This window comes from Vibrio sp. 1CM2L (assembly GCF_023161695.1).
GTDB lineage: Bacteria > Pseudomonadota > Gammaproteobacteria > Enterobacterales > Vibrionaceae > Vibrio > Vibrio coralliirubri.
Genome location: NZ_JALNTT010000008.1, coordinates 72,443 through 93,550, shown reverse-complemented (window position 1 = coordinate 93,550; position 21,108 = coordinate 72,443). Strand labels below are relative to the sequence as shown.

General features: G+C 47.3%; 20 protein-coding genes. 9 read left to right on the top strand and 11 right to left on the bottom strand.

The window, feature by feature from the left end:
• The first annotated feature begins 54 nt into the window (after positions 1 to 54).
• The 3 genes from rpoZ (at position 55) to recG (ending at position 4,816) form a co-directional block, all read left to right on the top strand.
• Positions 55 to 327 carry a DNA-directed RNA polymerase subunit omega gene (gene rpoZ, locus MSG34_RS20970; protein ID WP_009848003.1) on the top strand — a complete coding sequence of 91 codons (273 nt, stop codon included), beginning with the start codon at positions 55 to 57 and terminating at the stop codon, positions 325 to 327.
• A 39-nt stretch (positions 328 to 366) separates the two neighbouring features.
• Positions 367 to 2,493: a bifunctional GTP diphosphokinase/guanosine-3',5'-bis pyrophosphate 3'-pyrophosphohydrolase gene (gene spoT / locus MSG34_RS20965; RefSeq protein WP_048612458.1), complete on the top strand. Its 2,127-nt coding sequence runs from the start codon at positions 367 to 369 to the stop codon at positions 2,491 to 2,493.
• 244 nt (positions 2,494 to 2,737) lie between these two features.
• Positions 2,738 to 4,816: an ATP-dependent DNA helicase RecG gene (gene recG / locus MSG34_RS20960; protein WP_248339253.1), complete on the top strand. Its 2,079-nt coding sequence runs from the start codon at positions 2,738 to 2,740 to the stop codon at positions 4,814 to 4,816.
• A gap of 258 nt (positions 4,817 to 5,074) precedes the next feature.
• Here the strand turns inward: recG and envZ are convergent, their stop codons facing one another.
• A complete protein-coding gene (gene envZ / locus MSG34_RS20955) occupies positions 5,075 to 6,370 on the bottom strand; it encodes a two-component system sensor histidine kinase EnvZ (protein ID WP_061040400.1) in 1,296 nt (431 codons plus the stop codon).
• A gap of 153 nt (positions 6,371 to 6,523) precedes the next feature.
• Positions 6,524 to 7,243 carry a two-component system response regulator OmpR gene (gene ompR, locus MSG34_RS20950; RefSeq protein WP_008218409.1) on the bottom strand — a complete coding sequence of 240 codons (720 nt, stop codon included), beginning with the start codon at positions 7,241 to 7,243 and terminating at the stop codon, positions 6,524 to 6,526.
• 178 nt (positions 7,244 to 7,421) lie between these two features.
• Here ompR and greB point away from each other — a divergent pair, with 178 nt between their 5' ends.
• Together greB and MSG34_RS20940 are read left to right on the top strand one after the other, a co-directional pair.
• Complete coding sequence (gene greB, locus MSG34_RS20945) at positions 7,422 to 7,904, top strand: transcription elongation factor GreB (protein WP_017062470.1); 483 nt, start codon at positions 7,422 to 7,424, stop codon at positions 7,902 to 7,904.
• A 664-nt stretch (positions 7,905 to 8,568) separates the two neighbouring features.
• Positions 8,569 to 10,899: a Tex family protein gene (locus MSG34_RS20940; RefSeq protein WP_248339252.1), complete on the top strand. Its 2,331-nt coding sequence runs from the start codon at positions 8,569 to 8,571 to the stop codon at positions 10,897 to 10,899.
• 250 nt (positions 10,900 to 11,149) lie between these two features.
• Here the strand turns inward: MSG34_RS20940 and MSG34_RS20935 are convergent, their stop codons facing one another.
• Both MSG34_RS20935 and bioH read right to left on the bottom strand, forming a co-directional pair.
• Complete coding sequence (locus tag MSG34_RS20935) at positions 11,150 to 11,623, bottom strand: hypothetical protein (protein WP_048618565.1); 474 nt, start codon at positions 11,621 to 11,623, stop codon at positions 11,150 to 11,152.
• Positions 11,624 to 11,797: 174 nt separating this feature from the next.
• A complete protein-coding gene (bioH, locus tag MSG34_RS20930; RefSeq protein ID WP_248339251.1) occupies positions 11,798 to 12,574 on the bottom strand; it encodes a pimeloyl-ACP methyl ester esterase BioH in 777 nt (258 codons plus the stop codon).
• A 93-nt stretch (positions 12,575 to 12,667) separates the two neighbouring features.
• Here bioH and MSG34_RS20925 point away from each other — a divergent pair, with 93 nt between their 5' ends.
• From MSG34_RS20925 to cysQ, 4 genes are all read left to right on the top strand, one after another.
• Complete coding sequence (locus tag MSG34_RS20925; RefSeq protein WP_282449762.1) at positions 12,668 to 13,381, top strand: ComF family protein; 714 nt, start codon at positions 12,668 to 12,670, stop codon at positions 13,379 to 13,381.
• Between the two features lie 109 nt (positions 13,382 to 13,490).
• A complete protein-coding gene (nfuA, locus tag MSG34_RS20920; RefSeq protein ID WP_029405734.1) occupies positions 13,491 to 14,075 on the top strand; it encodes a Fe-S biogenesis protein NfuA in 585 nt (194 codons plus the stop codon).
• 277 nt (positions 14,076 to 14,352) lie between these two features.
• Positions 14,353 to 14,904, top strand: coding sequence for an ADP compounds hydrolase NudE (gene nudE / locus MSG34_RS20915; RefSeq protein ID WP_019826462.1), 552 nt, complete (start codon positions 14,353 to 14,355; stop codon positions 14,902 to 14,904).
• Positions 14,905 to 14,940: 36 nt separating this feature from the next.
• Positions 14,941 to 15,768, top strand: a complete 828-nt coding sequence (gene cysQ / locus MSG34_RS20910) for a 3'(2'),5'-bisphosphate nucleotidase CysQ (RefSeq protein ID WP_048612454.1) — start codon at positions 14,941 to 14,943, stop codon at positions 15,766 to 15,768.
• A gap of 102 nt (positions 15,769 to 15,870) precedes the next feature.
• Here the strand turns inward: cysQ and MSG34_RS20905 are convergent, their stop codons facing one another.
• Genes MSG34_RS20905 through gspH form a run of 7 tightly spaced genes read right to left on the bottom strand, consistent with a single transcriptional unit; the run spans position 15,871 to position 21,103 of the window.
• Complete coding sequence (locus MSG34_RS20905; RefSeq protein ID WP_248339248.1) at positions 15,871 to 16,650, bottom strand: type II secretion system protein N; 780 nt, start codon at positions 16,648 to 16,650, stop codon at positions 15,871 to 15,873.
• Position 16,651: 1 nt separating this feature from the next.
• Positions 16,652 to 17,140: a type II secretion system protein M gene (locus tag MSG34_RS20900; RefSeq protein WP_248339245.1), complete on the bottom strand. Its 489-nt coding sequence runs from the start codon at positions 17,138 to 17,140 to the stop codon at positions 16,652 to 16,654.
• Between the two features lie 20 nt (positions 17,141 to 17,160).
• The gene (gene gspL, locus MSG34_RS20895) at positions 17,161 to 18,390 is read right to left on the bottom strand and encodes a type II secretion system protein GspL (RefSeq protein WP_248339244.1); all 1,230 of its coding nucleotides are present in this window, start codon (positions 18,388 to 18,390) and stop codon (positions 17,161 to 17,163) included.
• On the bottom strand, positions 18,359 to 19,408 hold the full coding sequence (gene gspK, locus MSG34_RS20890) for a type II secretion system minor pseudopilin GspK (RefSeq protein WP_048612451.1): 1,050 nt from the start codon (positions 19,406 to 19,408) through the stop codon (positions 18,359 to 18,361). Before gspK ends, gspL begins: the two co-directional genes overlap by 32 nt.
• Positions 19,392 to 20,141, bottom strand: a complete 750-nt coding sequence (gspJ, locus tag MSG34_RS20885) for a type II secretion system minor pseudopilin GspJ (protein ID WP_248339242.1) — start codon at positions 20,139 to 20,141, stop codon at positions 19,392 to 19,394. Before gspJ ends, gspK begins: the two co-directional genes overlap by 17 nt.
• On the bottom strand, positions 20,128 to 20,523 hold the full coding sequence (gene gspI, locus MSG34_RS20880; RefSeq protein WP_048618578.1) for a type II secretion system minor pseudopilin GspI: 396 nt from the start codon (positions 20,521 to 20,523) through the stop codon (positions 20,128 to 20,130). Before gspI ends, gspJ begins: the two co-directional genes overlap by 14 nt.
• Entirely contained in the window at positions 20,510 to 21,103 is a 594-nt protein-coding gene (gene gspH / locus MSG34_RS20875) for a type II secretion system minor pseudopilin GspH (RefSeq protein ID WP_248339241.1), read from the bottom strand. The genes gspI and gspH overlap by 14 nt, the downstream gene beginning before the upstream one ends.
• Positions 21,104 to 21,108 lie beyond the last annotated feature (5 nt).

Sequence of the window (21,108 nt, the reverse complement as noted above, 5' to 3'; positions counted from 1 at the left end):
TGTATACTTTCTCGTCATCAAAAATTTATTAGTTAATTACTATTTGGAGTCCTCATGGCACGCGTAACTGTTCAAGACGCTGTTGAAAAAGTTGGCAACCGTTTCGACCTAGTTCTTATTGCGGCTCGCCGCGCACGTCAAATGCAAACTGGCGGCAAAGATTCACTAGTGCCTGAAGAAAACGATAAGCCAACGGTTATCGCTCTTCGCGAAATCGAAGAAGGTCTTATCACTAAAGACGTACTAGATGCTCGTGAACGTCAAGAGCAACAAGAGCAAGAAGCGGCTGAACTTGCAGCAGTAAGCAGCATCGCTCACACTCGTTAAGAACGTCATTCGAACTAATTAACCTTCCGGGCCTTTAATTTGTATCTATTCGATAGCCTCAAAGACGTTGCCCAAGAATACCTAACAGAGCCTCAAATTGAGGCTCTGCGTCAATCTTATGTGGTAGCGAGAGACGCCCATGAAGGGCAAACCCGCTCAAGCGGTGAACCATACATTATCCACCCTGTAGCTGTTTCAAGAATCCTGGCAGAAATGCGTCTGGATATCGAAACCCTGCAAGCTGCTCTGCTTCATGATGTCATCGAAGACTGTGATGTCACTAAAGAAGATCTAGAGGAAAAATTTGGCAATACCGTTGCTGAATTGGTTGATGGTGTATCTAAGCTGGATAAGCTTAAATTTCGTGATCGCAAAGAAGCGCAAGCAGAGAACTTCCGCAAGATGGTTCTCGCCATGGTGCAAGACATCCGCGTTATCTTGATCAAATTAGCTGACCGTACTCACAACATGCGCACGCTTGGGGCACTTCGTCCTGACAAAAAGCGTCGTATTGCTCGTGAAACCCTAGAGATTTATTCTCCACTAGCTCACCGTCTTGGTATTCATAACATCAAGACCGAACTAGAAGAGTTAGGCTTTGAAGCCCTCTATCCTAACCGTTATCGCGTACTTAAAAACGTAGTGAAAGCTGCGCGTGGTAACCGTAAAGAAATGATCCAACGTATCCATAGCGAAATTGAAGGCCGCCTTGAAGAGGTCGGTTTGCCTGCTCGCGTACTTGGTCGTGAAAAGAACCTGTTCTCCATCTACAACAAGATGAAAACTAAAGAGCAGCGCTTCCACACCATTATGGACATCTACGCTTTCCGCGTCGTGGTTGATACCCCAGATACTTGTTATCGCGTACTTGGTCAGGCTCACAGCCTGTACAAGCCTCGTCCTGGCCGCATGAAAGATTACATTGCGGTACCAAAAGCCAACGGCTACCAATCTCTGCACACATCAATGATCGGCCCTCACGGGGTGCCAGTTGAGGTTCAGATCCGTACTGAAGATATGGATCAAATGGCAGACAAAGGTGTCGCGGCGCACTGGTCTTACAAAGGCAACGGCTCACGCAGCAGTAATGGCACAACCGCACAGGTTAAAGCACAACGTTGGATGCAGAGCTTACTTGAGCTGCAACAAAGCGCGGGTAACTCATTCGAATTCATTGAAAACGTTAAATCTGATCTGTTCCCAGATGAGATCTTCGTGTTCACGCCGAAGGGTCGCATTGTCGAACTTCCTGCAGGCGCAACAGCGGTCGATTTTGCTTACGCGGTGCATACCGACGTCGGCAATATGTGTGTAGGTGCTCGTGTAGACATGAACCCTTACCCACTCAGCAAATCGCTGAAAAACGGTCAAACGATTGAGATCATCAGTGCTCCGGGCGCACGTCCGAATGCAGCATGGCTCAACTACGTAGTGACCTCACGCGCACGTACCAAGATCCGTCAGGTTCTAAAAACCATGCGTCGTGAAGAGTCGATCACGCTAGGTCGTCGTTTACTGAATCATGCGCTTGGCGAACACTCTATTGCCGATATCGGCCAAGAGAATCTAGAACATGTATTGTCTGACTTACGCCTAGAAAGCGTTGAAGACTTACTGGCATCGATTGGTCTTGGTGAACTGATGAGTATCGTTATTGCTCGTCGCCTGCTTGGTGATGCTGACGAACTGACTGAAGTAGAAAACAACAGCGACACACCGAGGAAGAAACTTCCGATCCGTGGTGCTGAAGGTCTACTACTGACGTTCGCTAACTGCTGTCACCCGATTCCAGATGATCACATCATTGCCCATGTATCTCCAGGTCGTGGCCTTGTGGTTCACCGTGAAACGTGTCCAAACGTTCGTGGTTACCAGAAAGAACCAGACAAATACATGGCAGTTGAATGGTCTGACGATTACGACCAAGAGTTCACAGCTGAGCTACAGGTTGATCTGCAGAACCACCAAGGTGCACTGGCTGAGTTAACTAACGTTATCTCGAAAACAGGCTCTAACATTCACGGTATTTCAACCGAAGAACGTGATGGACGCCTGTACACAGTGACAATCTTGCTGACCACCAAAGATCGTGTTCACCTTGCAAGTATTATGAAGAAGCTACGTGTGATGCCGCACGCGCTGAAAGTAAGACGTCGTAAGAACTAGATCTGAAAGCAGATAGATAAAGCAGAGAGAGATACGAGTCTCGAGATGCGAAGAGCAAAAGCTTTTCACCACTCAACCTTTCGTATTTCGAGTCTGCTTTAATTTTTTATACCACCCTATTCTTTTCGTATCTCGTTTACCCGCATCCCGTATCTGCTCCTAATCTGCTCTTTCGCTTTATCCTGTACAAAAATCCAGTAAAATGCTTGAATAGATTATCTCTCTTACGTTTATGAGCCTTGTTATGTCACAGCTTTTATCTGCTATCCCTCTCAACTCTTTATCTGGAGTCGGCGCAAAAGTCGCAGAGAAACTGGAGAAGGTTGGGCTTAACAACGTACAAGACTTGCTGTTTCACCTCCCTTTACGCTACGAAGATAGAACTCGCATCTATCCGATCGTAAAACTGCACGCGGGCTTATGGGCTGCAGTGCAAGGCAAGGTGATGCACGTCGATACCATTTTCGGTAAACGTAAGATGCTCGCAGTAAAGATCAGCGATGGTAACGGCACTATCACGCTGCGCTTTTTCAACTTTACGGCAGGAATGAAGAATAACTTTGCCGAAGGCAAACAAGTGCATGCCTACGGTGAAATCAAGCGCGGCAATATGGGGCTTGAGATTGTTCACCCTGACTATAAGTTCTTTGCACCAAGGCAGCAACCAGATGTGGAAGCCAACCTAACTCCGGTGTACCCAACCACCGAAGGGCTAAGACAAGTCACGCTGCGCAACCTCACTGACCAAGCGCTCGATCTGATAGACAAAGCGGCGGTTAACGAGCTTCTCCCATCAGGTTTATACGACCACCAAATCACCCTAGCGCAAGCATTGCATACCATTCACAGACCACCTCCAGGGATTGACCTAGAGCTGTTTGATGAAGGTAAACACCCTGCGCAGCTGCGCCTGATTATGGAGGAACTGCTAGCTCAAAACCTGTCGATGCTGTCTGTTCGAAGCAAAGGACAGCAGGACAAGGCGATGCCTTTCCCTCCAGTGAATGCTCTAAAAGATAAGTTGTTAGCTCAGCTGCCGTTTTCTCCAACCAATGCTCAAGCACGAGTGACTAAAGAGATCGAAGCTGACTTGGAAAAACCGCACCCTATGATGCGTTTAGTGCAGGGTGATGTGGGCTCAGGTAAAACCTTAGTTGCTGCACTCGCGGCTGTTCGGGCACTCGAACATGGTCAGCAAGTAGCACTAATGGCACCAACTGAACTATTAGCCGAGCAGCACGCAATCAACTTTGCTAACTGGTTGGAAGTAATGGGTGTTCAAGTCGGTTGGCTCGCAGGTAAACTCAAAGGCAAAGCTCGTGAAACCGAACTGGCGCGTATTGCCAATGGCGAAGCGCAAATGGTGGTCGGTACTCATGCCCTATTCCAAGAGCATGTCGAGTTCAAAAACCTTGGTTTAGTGATCATTGATGAGCAGCACCGATTTGGTGTCCACCAGCGTTTAGAGCTGCGTGAGAAAGGCGCTAAACAAGGCTATTACCCACATCAGTTGGTGATGACCGCAACGCCGATTCCGCGAACGCTGGCCATGACCGCCTATGCCGATCTCGAAACTTCAATCATCGATGAGCTACCTCCAGGACGAACACCAATTCAGACCGTGGCGATCCCTGACACCAAACGTGATGACATTGTAGAGCGAGTGCGTAATGCGTGTCTCAATGAGGGCAAACAAGCTTACTGGGTGTGTACGTTAATTGATGAGTCCGAAGTATTAGAAGCTCAAGCCGCGGCTGACACTGCTGAAGAACTGCAACGCAAACTGCCCGACGTAAAAATTGGCTTGGTGCACGGCCGAATGAAACCCGCCGAGAAACAAGCAGTGATGCGAGAATTCAAAGAGAACAAGCTTCATCTGTTGGTTGCGACTACCGTGATTGAAGTGGGTGTGGATGTTCCGAATTCGAGTTTAATGATCATCGAGAACCCAGAACGTCTTGGTCTAGCACAACTGCACCAGTTACGAGGCCGTGTTGGTCGTGGTTCAGTCGCAAGCCATTGTGTATTGTTGTATCACTCACCTCTGTCTAAAACCGCTCAGAAGCGCTTAGGTGTACTGCGTGAAAGTAACGATGGCTTTGTGATTGCACAGCGTGACTTAGAGATTCGCGGGCCCGGTGAACTGCTTGGCACTAAGCAAACCGGCTTGGCCGACTTTAAGATTGCCGACTTGGTACGAGACCAACGTTTGATCCCTGAAGTTCAGCGTATTGCGCGTCATATTCATGATAGCTACCCAGACAACGCCAAGGCGATCATCAACCGCTGGTTGGGTGAACGCGATGTTTATTCGAAGGCTTAGTTAGTCCTCATATTCCGGCTTAAAACACAAAAAGGCTTCCATCTGGAAGCCTTTTTCATGCGCGTTACTTTCATCAATCAAGAGCGAGATTCCCTACTCGTTCGTTCCTCACGATAGGGAATGACGATCAAAATAAACTTCCGTCATCAAGGTTCATGGTTAACAATTCGTCATCCCCGAGAGGGAAGAATGACCGAGTCGGGGATCTCTTAACCATTCCCGAACCGAACTTATCGTCGGCACACGGATCTATAATAACTAGGGCTTAACAGGGAAACTGATCTGCGCCTTCAAGCCACCTTCACTGCGGTTATTGACCACAACGGCACCTTGATGCTGGCTAACGATACGTTTCACAATTGCTAAGCCCAAGCCCGTTCCTTCGCTACCACGAGCCGTGTCACCACGTGTGAAGGGTTCAAACAGCTTTCCGATCTGGTCTTGTGGAATACCCGGGCCATTATCTTCTACCGTCACCCAAGCAAGCTTGTTATCCGCCGTCATACCAGTTGATACCTTGACCCAACCATTACCGTAACGCAGCGCATTCACCACCAAGTTGCTCACAGCACGCTTCATCGCGATCGGATTACCTAGCGCTGGCTTCATTGACTCTGGAATATCGGTTTCAATCTGAACCTCGTAGCCACCCTCAGAGCTTGATACCTCACGAGCAATATCATCGACGAACACCGCTTGGAATGAATCTCGGTCGACAGGCTTTAGGTAATCCATGAACTGACTGATGATCTCATTACACTCTTCGGTATCACTGATGATGCCTTCCGCTAAGTAACTGTCTTCTGGCGACATCATCTCTGTCGCCAAACGAATACGCGTGAGTGGTGTACGCAGGTCATGGCTGATACCCGCCATTAGTAGGGCTCTATCTTCTTCCAATTCTTGGATGCCTTTAGACATCTGGTTAAAGGCTCGAGTTACCGAGCGAATCTCTTGTGCGCCTTGAACTGGCAATGGCGGTGGAATATCACCTCGCCCGACACCTTGTGCCGCTTTCTCTAGCGCTATCAACGGACGGTTTTGCAATCGGATAAACAGCCAACCACCTGCGACAATCAACAGCGCCATGATCAGACTGTTACGGAACAGCGGTGCAAAATCTTCTTCTTGCAGCTCAGACAACGGAATACGAATCAAAGAGTTAGGCAGCTGCGCAATGTCCATCCACAGCACATAGCTCTCTTTACCCAAGATCAGCCGCACTTCAGTTTCAGAACCCAGCTCTTTGGTCATCTCCTCACTCATCAGGTCGATTGCTACTGCATGGTAATACTCACCCGCGGCTTCGCTGTTTTTCGCGTGAACAGTTACCCCTAGCTGCTCAAGTACACGCTGACGTAGTGGCGCATCAATCTCGATATCACTGCCTTGGTCCAATACCAGGTTTAGCTCGTGTGCCAGAATCTTATTAAACTGCTGCAAACTTGGCATCAACGCATAATTAAAAACCGCGTAATAAGAAAAAATTTGGCTAGCGACCAATAGCGTTAAGAAAAGCACTATCGACTGAGTAAAGGAGCTACGTATACGCATGGGGTACCCGAGATGTAGAAAGATAAAGAAAGTGTTATATGACTATAACTCTAAACCATTGTGCTGAATAGAAAACGGGCCATCGCATATTAATGAGATGACCCGTAAGATTCACAGAATCGATAAAGCTGCTGTAGAGCTTATTAAGCTGAATTACACAGCTTTGCCATCTGGAACGAATACATAACCCAAGCCCCACACCGTTTGGATGTAGCGAGGTTTGCTTGGGTCTTCTTCAACTAGACGACGCAGACGTGAAATCTGAACATCGATAGAACGTTCCATTGCTGAATACTCACGGCCACGAGCCATGTTCATCAGCTTATCGCGAGACATTGGCTCACGAGCATTCGTTACCAATGACTTAAGTACCGCAAATTCACCCGAAGTAAGAGGCATTGGCTCTTCACCGCGGAACATTTCGCGAGTACCTAGGTTCAAACGGAATTCGCCAAATTCAACCACAGACTCTTCTGTGCTTGGTGCGCCCGGCGCTTCAATGACTTGGCGACGCAGTACCGCTTTAATACGAGCAAGCAGTTCACGTGGGTTAAATGGTTTTGGCAGGTAATCATCAGCACCCACTTCCAAGCCCACAATGCGATCCACTTCATCACCCTTTGCTGTAAGCATCAGGATTGGTAGCGAGTTGTTTGCGTTTCGTAGACGACGACAGATCGATAGACCATCTTCGCCCGGCAACATTAAATCCAATACCATCAAGTGAAAATTTTCACGGGTTAACAGGCGGTCCATCTGCTCACTGTTTGCCACGCTACGCACTTGAAAGCCCTGCTCTGACAGATAGCGCTCTAACAGTGCACGTAAACGAGCATCGTCATCGACCACTAAAATTTTGTAGTTTTCTTGCATGTAATGGTTCCACCTATTAAAGCTTAAACGTAAGGTTAAGCATTCTTGGTAAATTGTATATTGGTATAAGACATTAAAAATGTAACATTATTGGAGAAAAAGTCGCCTAAATAATTGTTAACGTATGTTGCCTTTCTATATATTCTATCTTAGATCATCATTTCATTAAGTAAGATTTATGAAAACCAAACTTATCACCCGAGAAGGTTATAACAAACTCAAAGCAGAACATGACCACTTATGGCACGAGAAGCGTCCAGAGATCACCAAAATAGTCACTTGGGCTGCAAGCCTTGGAGATCGTTCAGAAAACGCAGATTACACCTTCAATAAGCGTTTGCTTCGACAGATTGATCGCCGAGTGCGTTTCTTAAGAAAGTTCCTACCTGATGTCACGATCGTGGATTACTCGCCACAACAAGAAGGTAAGGTATTTTTCGGTGCTTGGGTCGAAATTGAGAATGATGATGGGGAAATTAAGAAGTTTCGAATTGTCGGCCCAGAAGAGATCTACGGCGATGCTAAAGGCTATATCTCTATCGACTCACCAATGGCTAGAGCCCTGCTCAAGAAAGAAGTGGATGATGAGTTTACGGTCAAAACACCGGAAGGCGACAAAGAGTGGTTCATTAACTCGATTCGCTATGCAGACAACGAATAACCAAACCTAATAAACACCTAGCTATGAGCTGAGTGTTCAAGCAAACCCAAACTCTAGATAAAAGAAAACCCCGCAAGGCTTTCGCCTAGCGGGGTTAAGTCTCTATCGCAGCAATCCGGCTACTGTTTATCTCTTCGAGATAAGGTGCTCCCTGCATCTTTCCTTGATAGTGGCTAAATCCTTTAACCAATTTCCTTTTTGTTCATCGCCATCCTAGCGGTGTCCATTCTAGCCTGTCATCCTGACTGGCGAATCTCATCCAGAGATTATCACTTCCTTGCTGACCACTCATCCTAAGTAATCAAATCTTCATCCTGAAGATACCTAGTCCATTAGGCTTTTTCCTGTTCCTGCCAACTCCCTGTCGACAAGTTAAATATTACGGTAATTGAGCGAGTTTCCTAGATAGTCCCAAAAAAAATTTCAGGTGGGAAATACGCCCACAAACACACAATCAAACAAAATCAGTCACTTACAGTTATTTTAAGACGATACCATCGGTTTAAAGCGACTTAGTCTCACATCACTTGTAAGAGATCTCGCACAAAGCAGGTATCAGAAACGGAAATTCGACTTCTGACAGGATAATTACACAGCCAAAGCTAGAAAAATCGTACGCTCACCCCCATGTATTTGTCATGATATTAAATAAGAGATTCATCGGATGAGCCAAGCTATCTGTCGACTGATCGCTGAAGAACTGAATGTCCGTTCTGAGCAAGTCACTGCCGCAGTAAACCTAATTGACGACGGTAACACCGTTCCCTTTATTGCCCGCTACCGTAAAGAAGTTACGGGTGGCTTAGACGATACCCAACTACGTAACCTTGATAGCCGCCTTTCATACCTTCGCGAGCTAGACGATCGTCGCCAAACGATTCTTAAGTCGATTCAAGACCAAGGAAAACTCACGCCAGAACTCGAGCGTGATATCACTCAAGCAGACAGCAAGACTCGCCTAGAAGATTTATACCTACCATACAAACCAAAGCGCCGTACCAAAGGTCAGATCGCGATTGAAGCGGGCTTAGAGCCACTTGCCGATACGTTATGGAATTCACCACAGCACGATCCGGAAACGGAAGCCGCTAACTTCATCAGCAGCGATAAAGGCATTGCCGATACCAAAGCTGCACTCGATGGCGCACGTGCGATCATCATGGAGCGCATTGCGGAAGACGCAAACCTGCTTGAAAAGATTCGCCAACACCTAAGCCGCAATGCAGAGCTTGGTGCTCGTGTTGTGGCAGGCAAAGAGAACGAAGGTGAGAAGTTCAAAGACTACTTCGAGCATAACGAAGCTCTGAGCAAAGTACCGTCTCACCGTGCACTTGCCATGCTGCGTGGCCGTAATGAAGGCTTCTTAACACTGGCAATGAACGCAGACCCAGAGCAAGAAGAAGGTGTACGTGGTTCATACTGCGAAAACATCATCTCTGATCACTACGGCATTACCCTAAGCAGCGCACCTGCGGATGCTTGGCGTAAGCAAGTGATTAGCTGGGCATGGCGCATCAAGGTTTCTATGCACATGGAAACTGAATTGATGGGCGCGATGAAAGAGCGTGCAGAGATCGAAGCGATTGAAGTATTCGCAACCAACCTGAAAGACCTGCTGATGGCGGCGCCTGCTGGCCCTCGAGCAACCTTAGGCTTGGACCCGGGTTTACGTACCGGTTCGAAAATCGCTGTCGTGGATTCAACCGGTAAGGTTCTGGCAACAGAAACGATTTACCCTCACCCACCGCAAAAGCAATACGATAAATCTGCACACGTGGTTGAGCAGATGGTTCGTCAATACAATGTTGATTTGATTGCGATTGGTAACGGCACGGCTTCACGTGAAACCGACAGCTTTGTGGCTGATGTAATTAAGCGTGGCAACCTAAAAGCGCAAAAGATCATTGTTAGCGAAGCGGGCGCATCTGTGTATTCTGCGTCTGAACTAGCAGCAAAAGAGTTCCCGAACATGGATGTATCAATCCGTGGTGCGGTGTCTATTGCTCGTCGTCTACAAGATCCACTGGCAGAGCTGGTGAAGATTGACCCTAAATCCATCGGTGTGGGCCAATACCAACACGATGTGAGCCAAACTATGCTCGCTAAGCGTCTAGATGCGATTGTCGAAGACTGTGTAAACGCAGTTGGTGTTGATGTGAATACCGCATCTGCCGCGCTACTGACTCGTGTTGCTGGCCTATCTAGCACCATCGCTCAGAACATCGTGGATTTCCGTGATGAAAATGGTCGTTTTGAAGCACGTACTACACTGAAAAAAGTCGCTCGCTTGGGGCCAAAAGCCTTTGAGCAGTGTGCTGGTTTCCTACGTATCATGGACGGCAAGAACCCGTTAGATGCATCATCGGTTCACCCAGAAGCTTACCCAGTGGTGAAAACCATCGCTGAGAAAAACCACAAAGACATCAAATCTCTGGTGGGTAACACCGACTTCTTACGTGGTTTGCACGCGGTTGATTACACCAATGAAAGCTTTGGTGTACCTACGGTCACAGACATCATCAAGGAGCTAGATAAGCCAGGACGCGACCCTCGCCCTGAGTTCAAAACTGCAACCTTCGCTGATGGCGTAAACAGCGTTTCAGACCTAGAACTAGGCATGATTCTAGAAGGTGTGGTATCGAACGTGGCCAACTTTGGTGCCTTCGTGGATATTGGTGTTCACCAAGATGGTTTAGTGCATATTTCAGCGCTCACCGATCGCTTTGTCTCTGACCCACGTGAAGTGGTTAAAGCCGGTGACATCGTCAAAGTGAAGGTAATGGAAGTCGATGTTCAACGTAAACGTATTGCGCTAAGCATGCGCATGAAAGATGAACCAGGCCAAGACAACCGCGCGCAACGTTCAAGTGCACCTCGCACGCAAAACCGCTCGAATCAAAACTCACAAGGTGGCCAACGCCGTCGTGAAGAGCCACAACAAAATGCCGCGATGGGTGGTGCATTTGCCGCTGCTTTTGCAAAAGCGAAAAAGTAATCCGTTAGCTCATCTAAAAAACGGATTAGCTTAAAAACAGAAAACCTGCATCCCTTAGGGTATGCAGGTTTTTATTATGTGTTCAAAAAAGACATCGAAGCTTGGTTGTATTCTTCGTGCTTATACTCAAAATAATTGGAGTTGCAGCTAGGCAACAAGTAAGTTCAGTCCTATGAGCATAGGGGTTCTATGTGATTAGGGTGAACTTACGCAGTTAACAACGCTGCGGCTTCAAGTATGAAGAGTATAATTACAACACGACCAGCATCTCTGATGGAGCATGAGGCGCAACAGCATGACCATAATGATATTTTATGACCTTACGTCGTTTCTCCATCTGTCCCTCCTGAATCGCCGCATCTAAAACATGCTTTGGCAGGCGAAAACGCATGGTATAGCCCTTTCCTTGGTCAGCACTGTATGTTCTCAGTGCCAACAAGCTGAACAACCTATCAAAAGGATCTTGTGGCTCTTCTTGGCTAATCGAATTGGCCTCTGACTCGTTCTCCATTTCATAACCAGGATGGTCTGAAGGATCCCAAGCCGACTGCTGCCTTCGCTTATCGTCCGACTTTACCTTTCGCTCTGCATTGGTTTTCGCCAACGCTACTGCGGGAGCTACAGGCTCTCGAACTCTATTATCACGCGCAACTTGCTCTGTTTGCACATTAACGGACGGGGCGATAAGTGGCACACTCACTGCAGTTGCAGGTGACACAATCATCGCGAACTCCTCAAGAATCGCCCATCGTTATTGCTATAACACTGTTGTACTGTGAGTCAGCACAACAGGCATAGCCCAACTTACTGCAATCAGCTCAGGAGAGAGTTAGGTCTGAGTATCAAGCAACACGTTGGTTAGATTATATATCGACCAAGCCGGCGATAAATTTAGCGATTATTTTTGGGCGAAGCTGACCAGTTCACTGCAAAAGGCATCCGCTTCAGTCATAAACGGTGCATGTGAAGACTGAGTAAAGATATATTGCTCGGTATGAGGCAAGGCTGTGCCTAAGTCTTTTGCAACCTTGATTGGCACCAATCCATCTAATCGACCATACAAGCGCAGCATTGGCACTGAAATCTCAGGCAGTTGCTCACGCAGATCGACATCCGACAACATTTTTAATCCTGCCAATAATGATTCAGGGTTCGGCAACGGGCGAGACAGCACCGCTTGCTTGAGCTGTTTTACATCTTGTCTTGCTGAAGGGCTACCCATGGCTTGCAATGCCATAAAGCGTTCGATGGTGGTTTGGAAATCTTCAACCAGCTGTTCGGTGAATGCGCTTAATACGTTTTGCTGAATACCTCGCCATAACACGGGCTCTTTTGCGGCCGCGAATTTAGGAGAACTGGCGACAGTCACCAGCTTGCTCACGTAGTCTGAGTGATGGAGAGCCATGTGCGTTGCGACCAAACCTCCAAGTGACCAACCTACCCAAATCGCTTGCTTTGGTGCTTCGGCCAACAGTTGCTGAGCAATCTCTTCAAGATCTTGAGCGTGGCAGTGCGCGCTGTGTCCATACCCTGGCAAATCGACAACATGCACTCGAAAATCAGCTTGTAATGCATTAACGGTTTGTTGCCATACCGCACCGTTCATTCCCCAGCCGTGAACCAGTACTAAATCAGGCCCTTGCCCAGAAACATGCCAATATAACGCGTCACTCATTCTCAATATTCCCTACTTTTTCCATCAGCGATAATCCGCGCTTTTCAGTATGGTTAGCAAAAGGAACACCATAACCCAAAAGCATCGCGAGCTATGTTATCCGATTGGCTACAAAAACACACACCACGTCTGGTCACACCTCAATGCCACCTGTGCAAACTCGATAAACTGCCCAGTGATACACACCCTCGATGGTGCAATTCTTGTCTCAAACTCTTTGAGCCAGTGCCACGCTGTCAGCGATGTGGCTTACAAACAATAATCACTGTCGATCAGTGTGGTGAGTGTTTATCTCAACCTCCACCGTGGCATCGCCTCTACTGTGTCGGCGACTACACCTTCCCTACAGCAGGTTACATTCAGCAAATGAAGTACGCTGATAAGTTTTGGTTTGCACGTGATCTATCTAAGCTATTGGCATCACGTATCGAACATCCTGCTCCGCTGATCACCAGCGTGCCGCTGCATTGGCGCCGATACACTCATCGCGGCTTTAATCAAAGTCAGCTGCTAGCCAACTACACGGCTCAAGAGCTTGGCGTTAAAAGTGATGTGATCTTTCGTCGAATTCGCTCAACTGCTTCCCAGCAGGGGCTGACTAAATCCGCACGATCACACAATCTAAAGAGCGCTTTTGCGCTGCGAAAACAAGACTTTCAAGGAACTATTCCCTCTCACGTCGCGATAATTGATGATGTTGTAACCACCGGCAGTACTGTGTATCAATTATGCCAATTACTACTTGAAGTGGGCGTTAAAAGGATTGATATTTACTGCATCTGCCGCACTCCTGAGCCCTCTGGATAAAAGCTGTTAATCACTACTTGTACAGCAATCCAACAAAAAAGGGCTGAATTACAAATCTGACAGGAGTAGAATGGCGCTAATAACCTACAAATCTACTCAGGTATTCGTCGTGTCAAATATTACTATTACAGAAACAGCTCAAACTCACTTTGCCAATCTGCTGTCACAGCAGCCTGAAGGTACAAACATTCGTGTGTTCGTGGTAAACCCAGGCACACAAAACGCTGAGTGTGGTGTTTCTTACTGCCCAACAGATGCTATCGAAGCGTCTGATACAAAGCTTTCTTTCGAAGCATTCTCTGCATACGTAGATGAGCTAAGCCTACCATTCCTAGACGAAGCTGAGATTGACTTCGTGACTGACAAAATGGGCTCTCAACTAACGCTTAAAGCACCAAACGCTAAAATGCGTAAAGTCTCTGATGATGCACCACTTGTAGAACGCGTTGAATACGCAATTCAAACACAGGTTAACCCACAACTTGCTGGTCACGGCGGTCACGTTAGCTTGGTAGAAATCACTGAAGACGGCGCTGCTATCGTTGCATTCGGTGGCGGCTGCAACGGTTGTTCTATGGTTGATGTAACGTTAAAAGAAGGCATCGAGAAAGAACTTCTTCAACAATTCGAAGGTGAACTGACTGCTGTTCGTGACGCAACTGAGCACGATCGTGGTGAGCACTCTTACTACTAATTACTCAGTTAGTATGAATCACTGATTAAAAGGTTGATGCGCGAGCATCAACCTTTTTTGTTTTAGGGCTAAGCAGATATGCTCTTGTATTCCTGAACGAAATAACCAGAATTCTCGGTTAGTTACCATCTTGAGTAAGGTATTCAAGTGATCGCAATCGGTTCCTGATCTAATAATTCTAGGATATGAAAACTCGGATCTAGGAACTCAACGTCATTTCCCCTATATTAGAATGACTTTATAAGAAAGAATTCCAATGAGCTAAGGAGCGAGCGCAATGACAAAAAGGACCAAGCCAGAGATTTTGGCTCAGCAAACTGTCGCTCAATCAAAACTATTCTCTATCGAGTCTCTCGATTTACGCTTTTCAAACGGCGAACAGCGCACTTACGAACGCATGAAGCCTAGCGGCCGCAACGCAGTAATGATGGTTCCGATTACTGAACAAGGCGATATTCTGTTGGTGCGAGAATACGCAGCGGGCACAGAACGTTATGAACTGGGCTTTCCGAAAGGGCTTATCGATCCAGGTGAGCAGCCAAACGAAGCCGCCGTTCGCGAACTTAAAGAAGAGATTGGCTTCGGTGCCAACAAGCTGACTCCGCTGAAGGAAGTGATCCTTGCGCCCTCTTACTTCTCTAGCAAAATGACGCTGTTTATTGCAGAAGACCTCTACCCAGAAAAGCTAGAAGGTGACGAACCAGAGCCACTCGACATTGTGCGCTGGCCACTTGCTCAAGCCGAAGAACTGTTAACACATCTCGATTTCTGTGAGGCTCGTAGTATTACAGCCCTGCTTTTAAGCCTTCGTGTATTAAACAATAACTAGAACATTCAGGCTCGCTCTAAGAGTAAGAGAACATTTATGCCAATAACAAAAGATTTGTCTCACCTCCTACCCTCTGTCATTGAGATTGCTCGCTCTGCTGGCCAACTCATCTTAGAGATCTACGAGAAAAAAGATTACGAAGAGTTCACCAAAAGTGATGACACACCAGTCACCAGTGCCGACCTTGCGGCGCATAAGCTGATCTCGAAAAAACTCAGTGAGCTCACGCCTGACATTCCAGTGTTGTCTGAAGAAGCCGCGGACATCAGCCTAGAGCAACGTTCTCAGTGGGATCGCTACTGGTTGGTTGACCCACTGGATGGTACCCAGGAGTTCATCGCACGAAGTGGTGATTTCGCGACAATTATCGCCCTAATCGAACATAATAAGCCAGTAATGGGCGTGGTATACGCTCCCGTTTCAGGTGTGAGCTATTACGCTTACAGTGGCAAAGGCGCTTGGAAGATCCCAGACCTTAATGACAGCGTGAAAATCAAAACGCATCGTCACGAGCTGCCAAACCAGTCAATCGCCATGGCGATCAGCCGTCGCCAAGACATCAATCGCATCACTAGCCGTATGAGCTCAGCATGGAATTATGATTTGGTTCCTCTAGGCTCAGCAGCGCTTAAGGCATGTTTAGTCGCAGAAGGTGCTGTGGATTGTTATCTGCGCCTTGGACCAACCGGAGAGTGGGATACCGCCGCAACGCAGTGCATTGTTGAAGAAGCTGGCGGACGTATCTTAAGTACTCAGCTAGAGCCACTTTCGTATAATGAAAGAGAGACGCTTGAGAATCCGAACTTCATTGTACTCGGTGATGCAGATTTACCGTGGGCAGAGATCTTACAAGGCAAAGACTAAAGCCAACAGCCTTTATAGCCATAGGATATTCAAACAAAACGGGCACCTCAATGAGGCGACCGTTTTTTATATCTCGTAATTTAGCAGCCCTTAGCTATTTAGCTAAAAACGACCTTGATAAGTAAACTGGTACTTACCTTGGCTATCAGGGTTGCCCAACCACTTAAGCTGACTCTGCATTGCTGGCGGGAATTCCGTACCCGGCTTAAACCATGCCGCCGACGTGTAGCGTTGGTTAGGTGTTACGCTCGCTGAGAACTCACTGTCTACCTGATCGCTCTTCTGAGTGCCTTTCGCTGCAATTGTGCTGTCTTCACAGGTTATGTCCGCAATCACAGGACCAAGGTCTAACGAACCAACAGGAGAGTCGACTGCGGCACCAGACCAAGCCAGTGTACCTTCGCCAGATTGACACCAAGGCTGAGCGTGAACCGCATGCTTAATCGTCAGTTCAACTTGTCCGCCAATTGAAACCGGTACTGGAATGGCTGGGGCGTATTTCATCACGTTCATAGCAGGCATTGAGGCCACTAAGTTCTCTGCATACGCGCCACTCATGCTGTACCCGACACGCCCTTTACCTGATAAGTTCATGTCGCTGTTACGACCAAAACGAACCGCCAGTTCTGCTTTGGCTTGAAATAGCTTAGAAAACTGGAAATCCCACTGCACTGAACCGTAATTAATGCGCTGCCACACGATGTTGTTAGCGCTGCCTTGCCAAACGGTGCCCTCAACGCCTTCAATGCTTAAACCGCGCACAGCAGGCGCCTGCTTGAGAGCAAAAGAAGCCGGTAAGTGCAGCAACAAGCTAACCGAGAAGAAGACGATAAAGATGCTACTGAAGAGCAGGCCATACTTAAAAGATAAACCGCGTTTCACATTAACCTCGTTTAAACTGTAGTCGGTTGACGTCAATAACCCCAGGGTTATCAGAGCGATCAATATCCATAAACTCGACCTCAACACCCTGTTTTTCTTTCAGGTATGTAAGCCAGTCAACGAACTTATTAAAAGGCACAGGTTTTACCCACACTTGCAACATCTCGCCACGTGGTTGTACACGTATAAGCTCGATATTAAAGCGACGCATAGAAGCAGGCACAGATTGATTCAGAGGTAGACTGGCACTGATGCCACCGCTGCCTCGTAGCTCAACCACTTCATTGGCTTTGTTGGTTACCCAAGCCAGTAGTTGCTTCTCACTTTGAATACGGGTTTGCGCAAGTTCAGCTCGCTGACTGAGTGGCTGGATTAGCCCCCAATAAACGATACCGACCACCAGTAGAATTGAACAACCAATAACTAATCGTTGCTCTCTTTGACTTATTGAAGTCCACCACGCTTGGAGTGGCTCAATCATATTTCTCATCACTGATCTCCTTACGCAGGTTATTGATGGGGTTTAAGAGTAAAGCTGCCAAATACGGCATCGCCATTACGGTTTAATGGACCTTGTTCGACGGTAAATTTCTCTTCGAGCTTCACTCTCGCGGTCTCAAAATGTTGGAAGTCAGAACTTTTCGCCTGAAGTCGAATCTCAGAACGATTACCATCGAAGCGGATACTTTCGACTTCAATTGACTTCACCTGACCTAAGGTTTCCGGCAGCAATGCTAACCACCCTAATAAAGAATCACCATCGCCTGAGCCGCCATATTTCTTGGCTTCATCGTTCATCTGGCGCTTAAGGTAGCTAACCGTCGGAATACGTTGTTTACCTGGCAGCACAGCCCTAAAGATATGCTCACTCTCCATGCGGTAAGCTTGTGCTTGAGCTTCGAATTGCTGAACCTTCAACACTTGCTGAGTCACGATCACAGCCACCAGCAAACAAGCAGCAATCGCGACCTTCTGCCATACGCGCCAATATTTACTGAATGAAGATTTGGTTTTAAAGGTGCCAGTCAGTAAATTTACGCCGCTTGTGATCGCTTGCTGGCTCAACAAAGACATCACCAATTCCGCAGGCTTTGCTTGCCAATTCGCACCGCTTTGCTGTTGAACGTCATCGCTCGGCATTGCGGTGTAGCTGAAGATAGTCGTCGCTTGCTCTTCATCATCCGCAACAACCCAATCACTTTGCAAAAACATCGGTAACCATGCTTCGCTGATCGATACCGCTTGATAATTGCCTTGGCGTAATAGCCAATGCTGGTCGATCTGTAATGCACTGATGCCTTGCTCTTCAAAAGGCACGGCCAGTGTATCTGGCAACACCTTACGGAAGATAATATTGGCTTCGCGAAACAGGTCTAACGCTTGCTTTAACCATTCACGATCGACACCACACACTGTCGCGTGCGTTGCGTCTTTATCTAAAATAGTCAGGTGTAAGTCTTCGATATCTTGTGCGACTTCGTCTTCTAATAAAAACGGCAGCATAGAGTCGAACTGGCGAGCAGCACCTTTCGGGATCTCAACACGCTTAATTAAGCATTCATTTCCCGGCAATAAAGCGATGCAGCTGCGCTTTTCAGCGTAAGGCGTTAACTCATCAAGCTGCTCCCAGCTAGACAGTTCGCCACTTGCTATCACTTCTTGTTGGCTTGTCGACCAAACTAACCACTGCACAGGGCTTTGTGGTTCGCTACTCAGTCGAACGGTCAGAAACTCGCTCACTGATTCCTCCAAAACGACGGCGTACTACCGTCACTGTTTCTCGATTACTACTATAGAAAAGCGTCCGTATTCGTACACGTGACTGCTCAACTAATACCTCTGCATCTAGCTCAAAATAGGCGCTATCTACAGTTAAATATGCTTTCGCTTTTTTGCTGACTTCGGCACTCACACCCACAATGGCAGGCTCAGCCATAAACGCATCCACCGTATCCCAACCATCGAATGGGCGTTTGTCTATCAGCTGTTTGGCATCCGATTCACTTAAGCCGGGGGCAAACATCGCTTCCAATAACGGCGCCTGCTTTTCCGTGAGTGTATTCACGTTCAAGCGAAAATCGTCACTCGGCAGAGCACAAACAAAGGGGCGAACCTTATTCATCACCTCACCCGTGACTTGATAAACCGCTCGTAGCTCGGACTCATCGGCCATTAAGCCATTCGCTGCCAAATAAGATGGCTTCATCGCCTCATAAGTACTGTCTTCGACACCTGCTGAAGAGGTGGTTCGGGTATCACTATCAACAAATTCCCAACTTGAATGTGCGATAACCTCGGCCTGATAAGGCTCAACGTCTTGGTTTTCCAACAAGGTTTGCCAAACCGTAATTAAATAAGGCGTTTGGTTACTTGAAGTCGTCGTCACACCAGCCAACGCATTGAGATTAAAACATGCCTGAGCATCAACAATACGGCCTTTAACTTGACCATAATCCAATGGGTATACCTGTTCTTCTAACGCCCATGGTTGACTCAAATTGACGGTATCACTGTCTTTGTAGCTTTGCCTAATGCCATCTTGCACCAGCGCTTCGACACCAATGCTGTACCAGTAAGCCTGTTGGTAATTCAATTGATTGCCAACGCGCTTGAATTGAGTAAACAGGCGTTCCGACATACTGCCAGCGATGGTTGCCATGATCGCCAGTAGCATCAGGATAATGATCAGCGCAACACCACGCTGCTTGCGCCCCATGGCGGACCTTGTCAGTGCAAGCTTGTTAGTTCGATGAGTCATTATTCCCCTCATTACTACTTGACGAGTCACTGTTTGAAGAATCATCGGCCTGATCTAGCGTGCCACCTGGGGTGAGATAAATACGCTCTATCTCACCATAATCTTTCAAGGTTAGCTTTAACCTTACCGCTTTCGGTAGCGATTTGTCGGTTTGCCACTCTTTCCCCCAGCGGCTTCCGTCATAAAACTCGAATTCCAAGCTTTCAACATCATCAAGCAAAGGCGTAATCACACCTTCTTGACCTGCAGGGGTATCGGGGTAACGCCACCACACACGCTCAAGCGTTTCTTCTTTAATGCGGTAACCCACTTTGGTGACTTCTCCGCGAGGAAACTGCTGCTGTGGGTTATGCCAGCCAAGGCGAGTAAACATGATGCCAACGCTGTCGGAATCCAGTAAATACTCTTTAATTAAGATCAGCTTAGATGATGCTTCTTCACCGTTGGTACGAAATTGTCGTACCGCCATCTGGCGAAAATCATTATCTAAAATGACTAAGCTACGTTGCAGTTGATTTAAACGAGCACTGCGCTCGATTGAAAGCTCGTTGCTGCGCTGAACCTGATTGACTACCTGATAAGCCGCCATACTTAACGTGGCAAAGATAGCGATCGAGACCAAAACCTCAATTAAGGTAAAGCCTCTCCCTTTCAAAGATAGTCCTTGTTTACGAGGCACACGCTTATTGGCGGACATGCTCTTAGTTGACCACATGCTTTTAATTAACCACATAACTGCGCACCGTGACCACTGGAGAAGCTTGTTTACTGGTTGCCACACTCACATCAAACGCCTTTAATAAATCATCGCTAGTATCGATTGGCGTGACCTTCCAAAACCACTCTCTCTCGGCCAGCTCTTGTGTGCCCTGCGCTTTTTTTAGCTTCTCAGGATGCAGCATCACCAAAGCCATTTGATTATCAACGACCATAGCAGCGAAGGTTTTTTCTTCGAGATAACTGAGGGTATTGATGTGCTGAGTGACAGCACGAATCACACTGATCGCCGCAGTCGCAAAGATAGCGAGCGCAACCAATACCTCAAGCAGCGTCATTCCTCGAGAACCAAGGGTCATACCACGAGAACGATAAGGAGAACGGTTATTCCTCTTCATCTTCTTCTCCCGGTTCTAGCAGTCGAATCACACCATTGTCCAATACTCGAATACGCCAACCATCTTGTATGGTGTCTCCGGTATTTGGATAAAACGACAATACAAATGGCGTCATTTCAGCACTCGACAAGATGTAGATCTGTGGTGGTTTCGGCTTCTTTTCCTCTTCAAGATCAGCAAACATATCTTCATCAAACAAGCTTCCTGGATTGAACAACCGATCATCGTCTTCCCATGCGCCACCACCTAAGGTCAGTGACAATGTGAGTTCTTCCGGTAGTTCAGTTAAAGAGGGGATTTTTTCAAAATCGACTTTTTGCCAGCCTTCAGACTTAAGCGCCATCAGTACATAGGTCGATTTCTTTTCATCAACTCGAACGCCAAAATCTAAGCCGCTCAAAATAGCCTCTTCATTGAGTAATTGAACTCGCTGATAAAAGCTTTGAGCGTATTTTTTAGCAACATCTTTGCTATTGGTAGGAATGGTCGCGATCACCGCAACCGCCGTTACTGACAGTAATACCAACACCAAAAGAATCTCAATCAAGGTGAAACCTGGCTGTGTTTGCTTAGTTTTCACCTTTA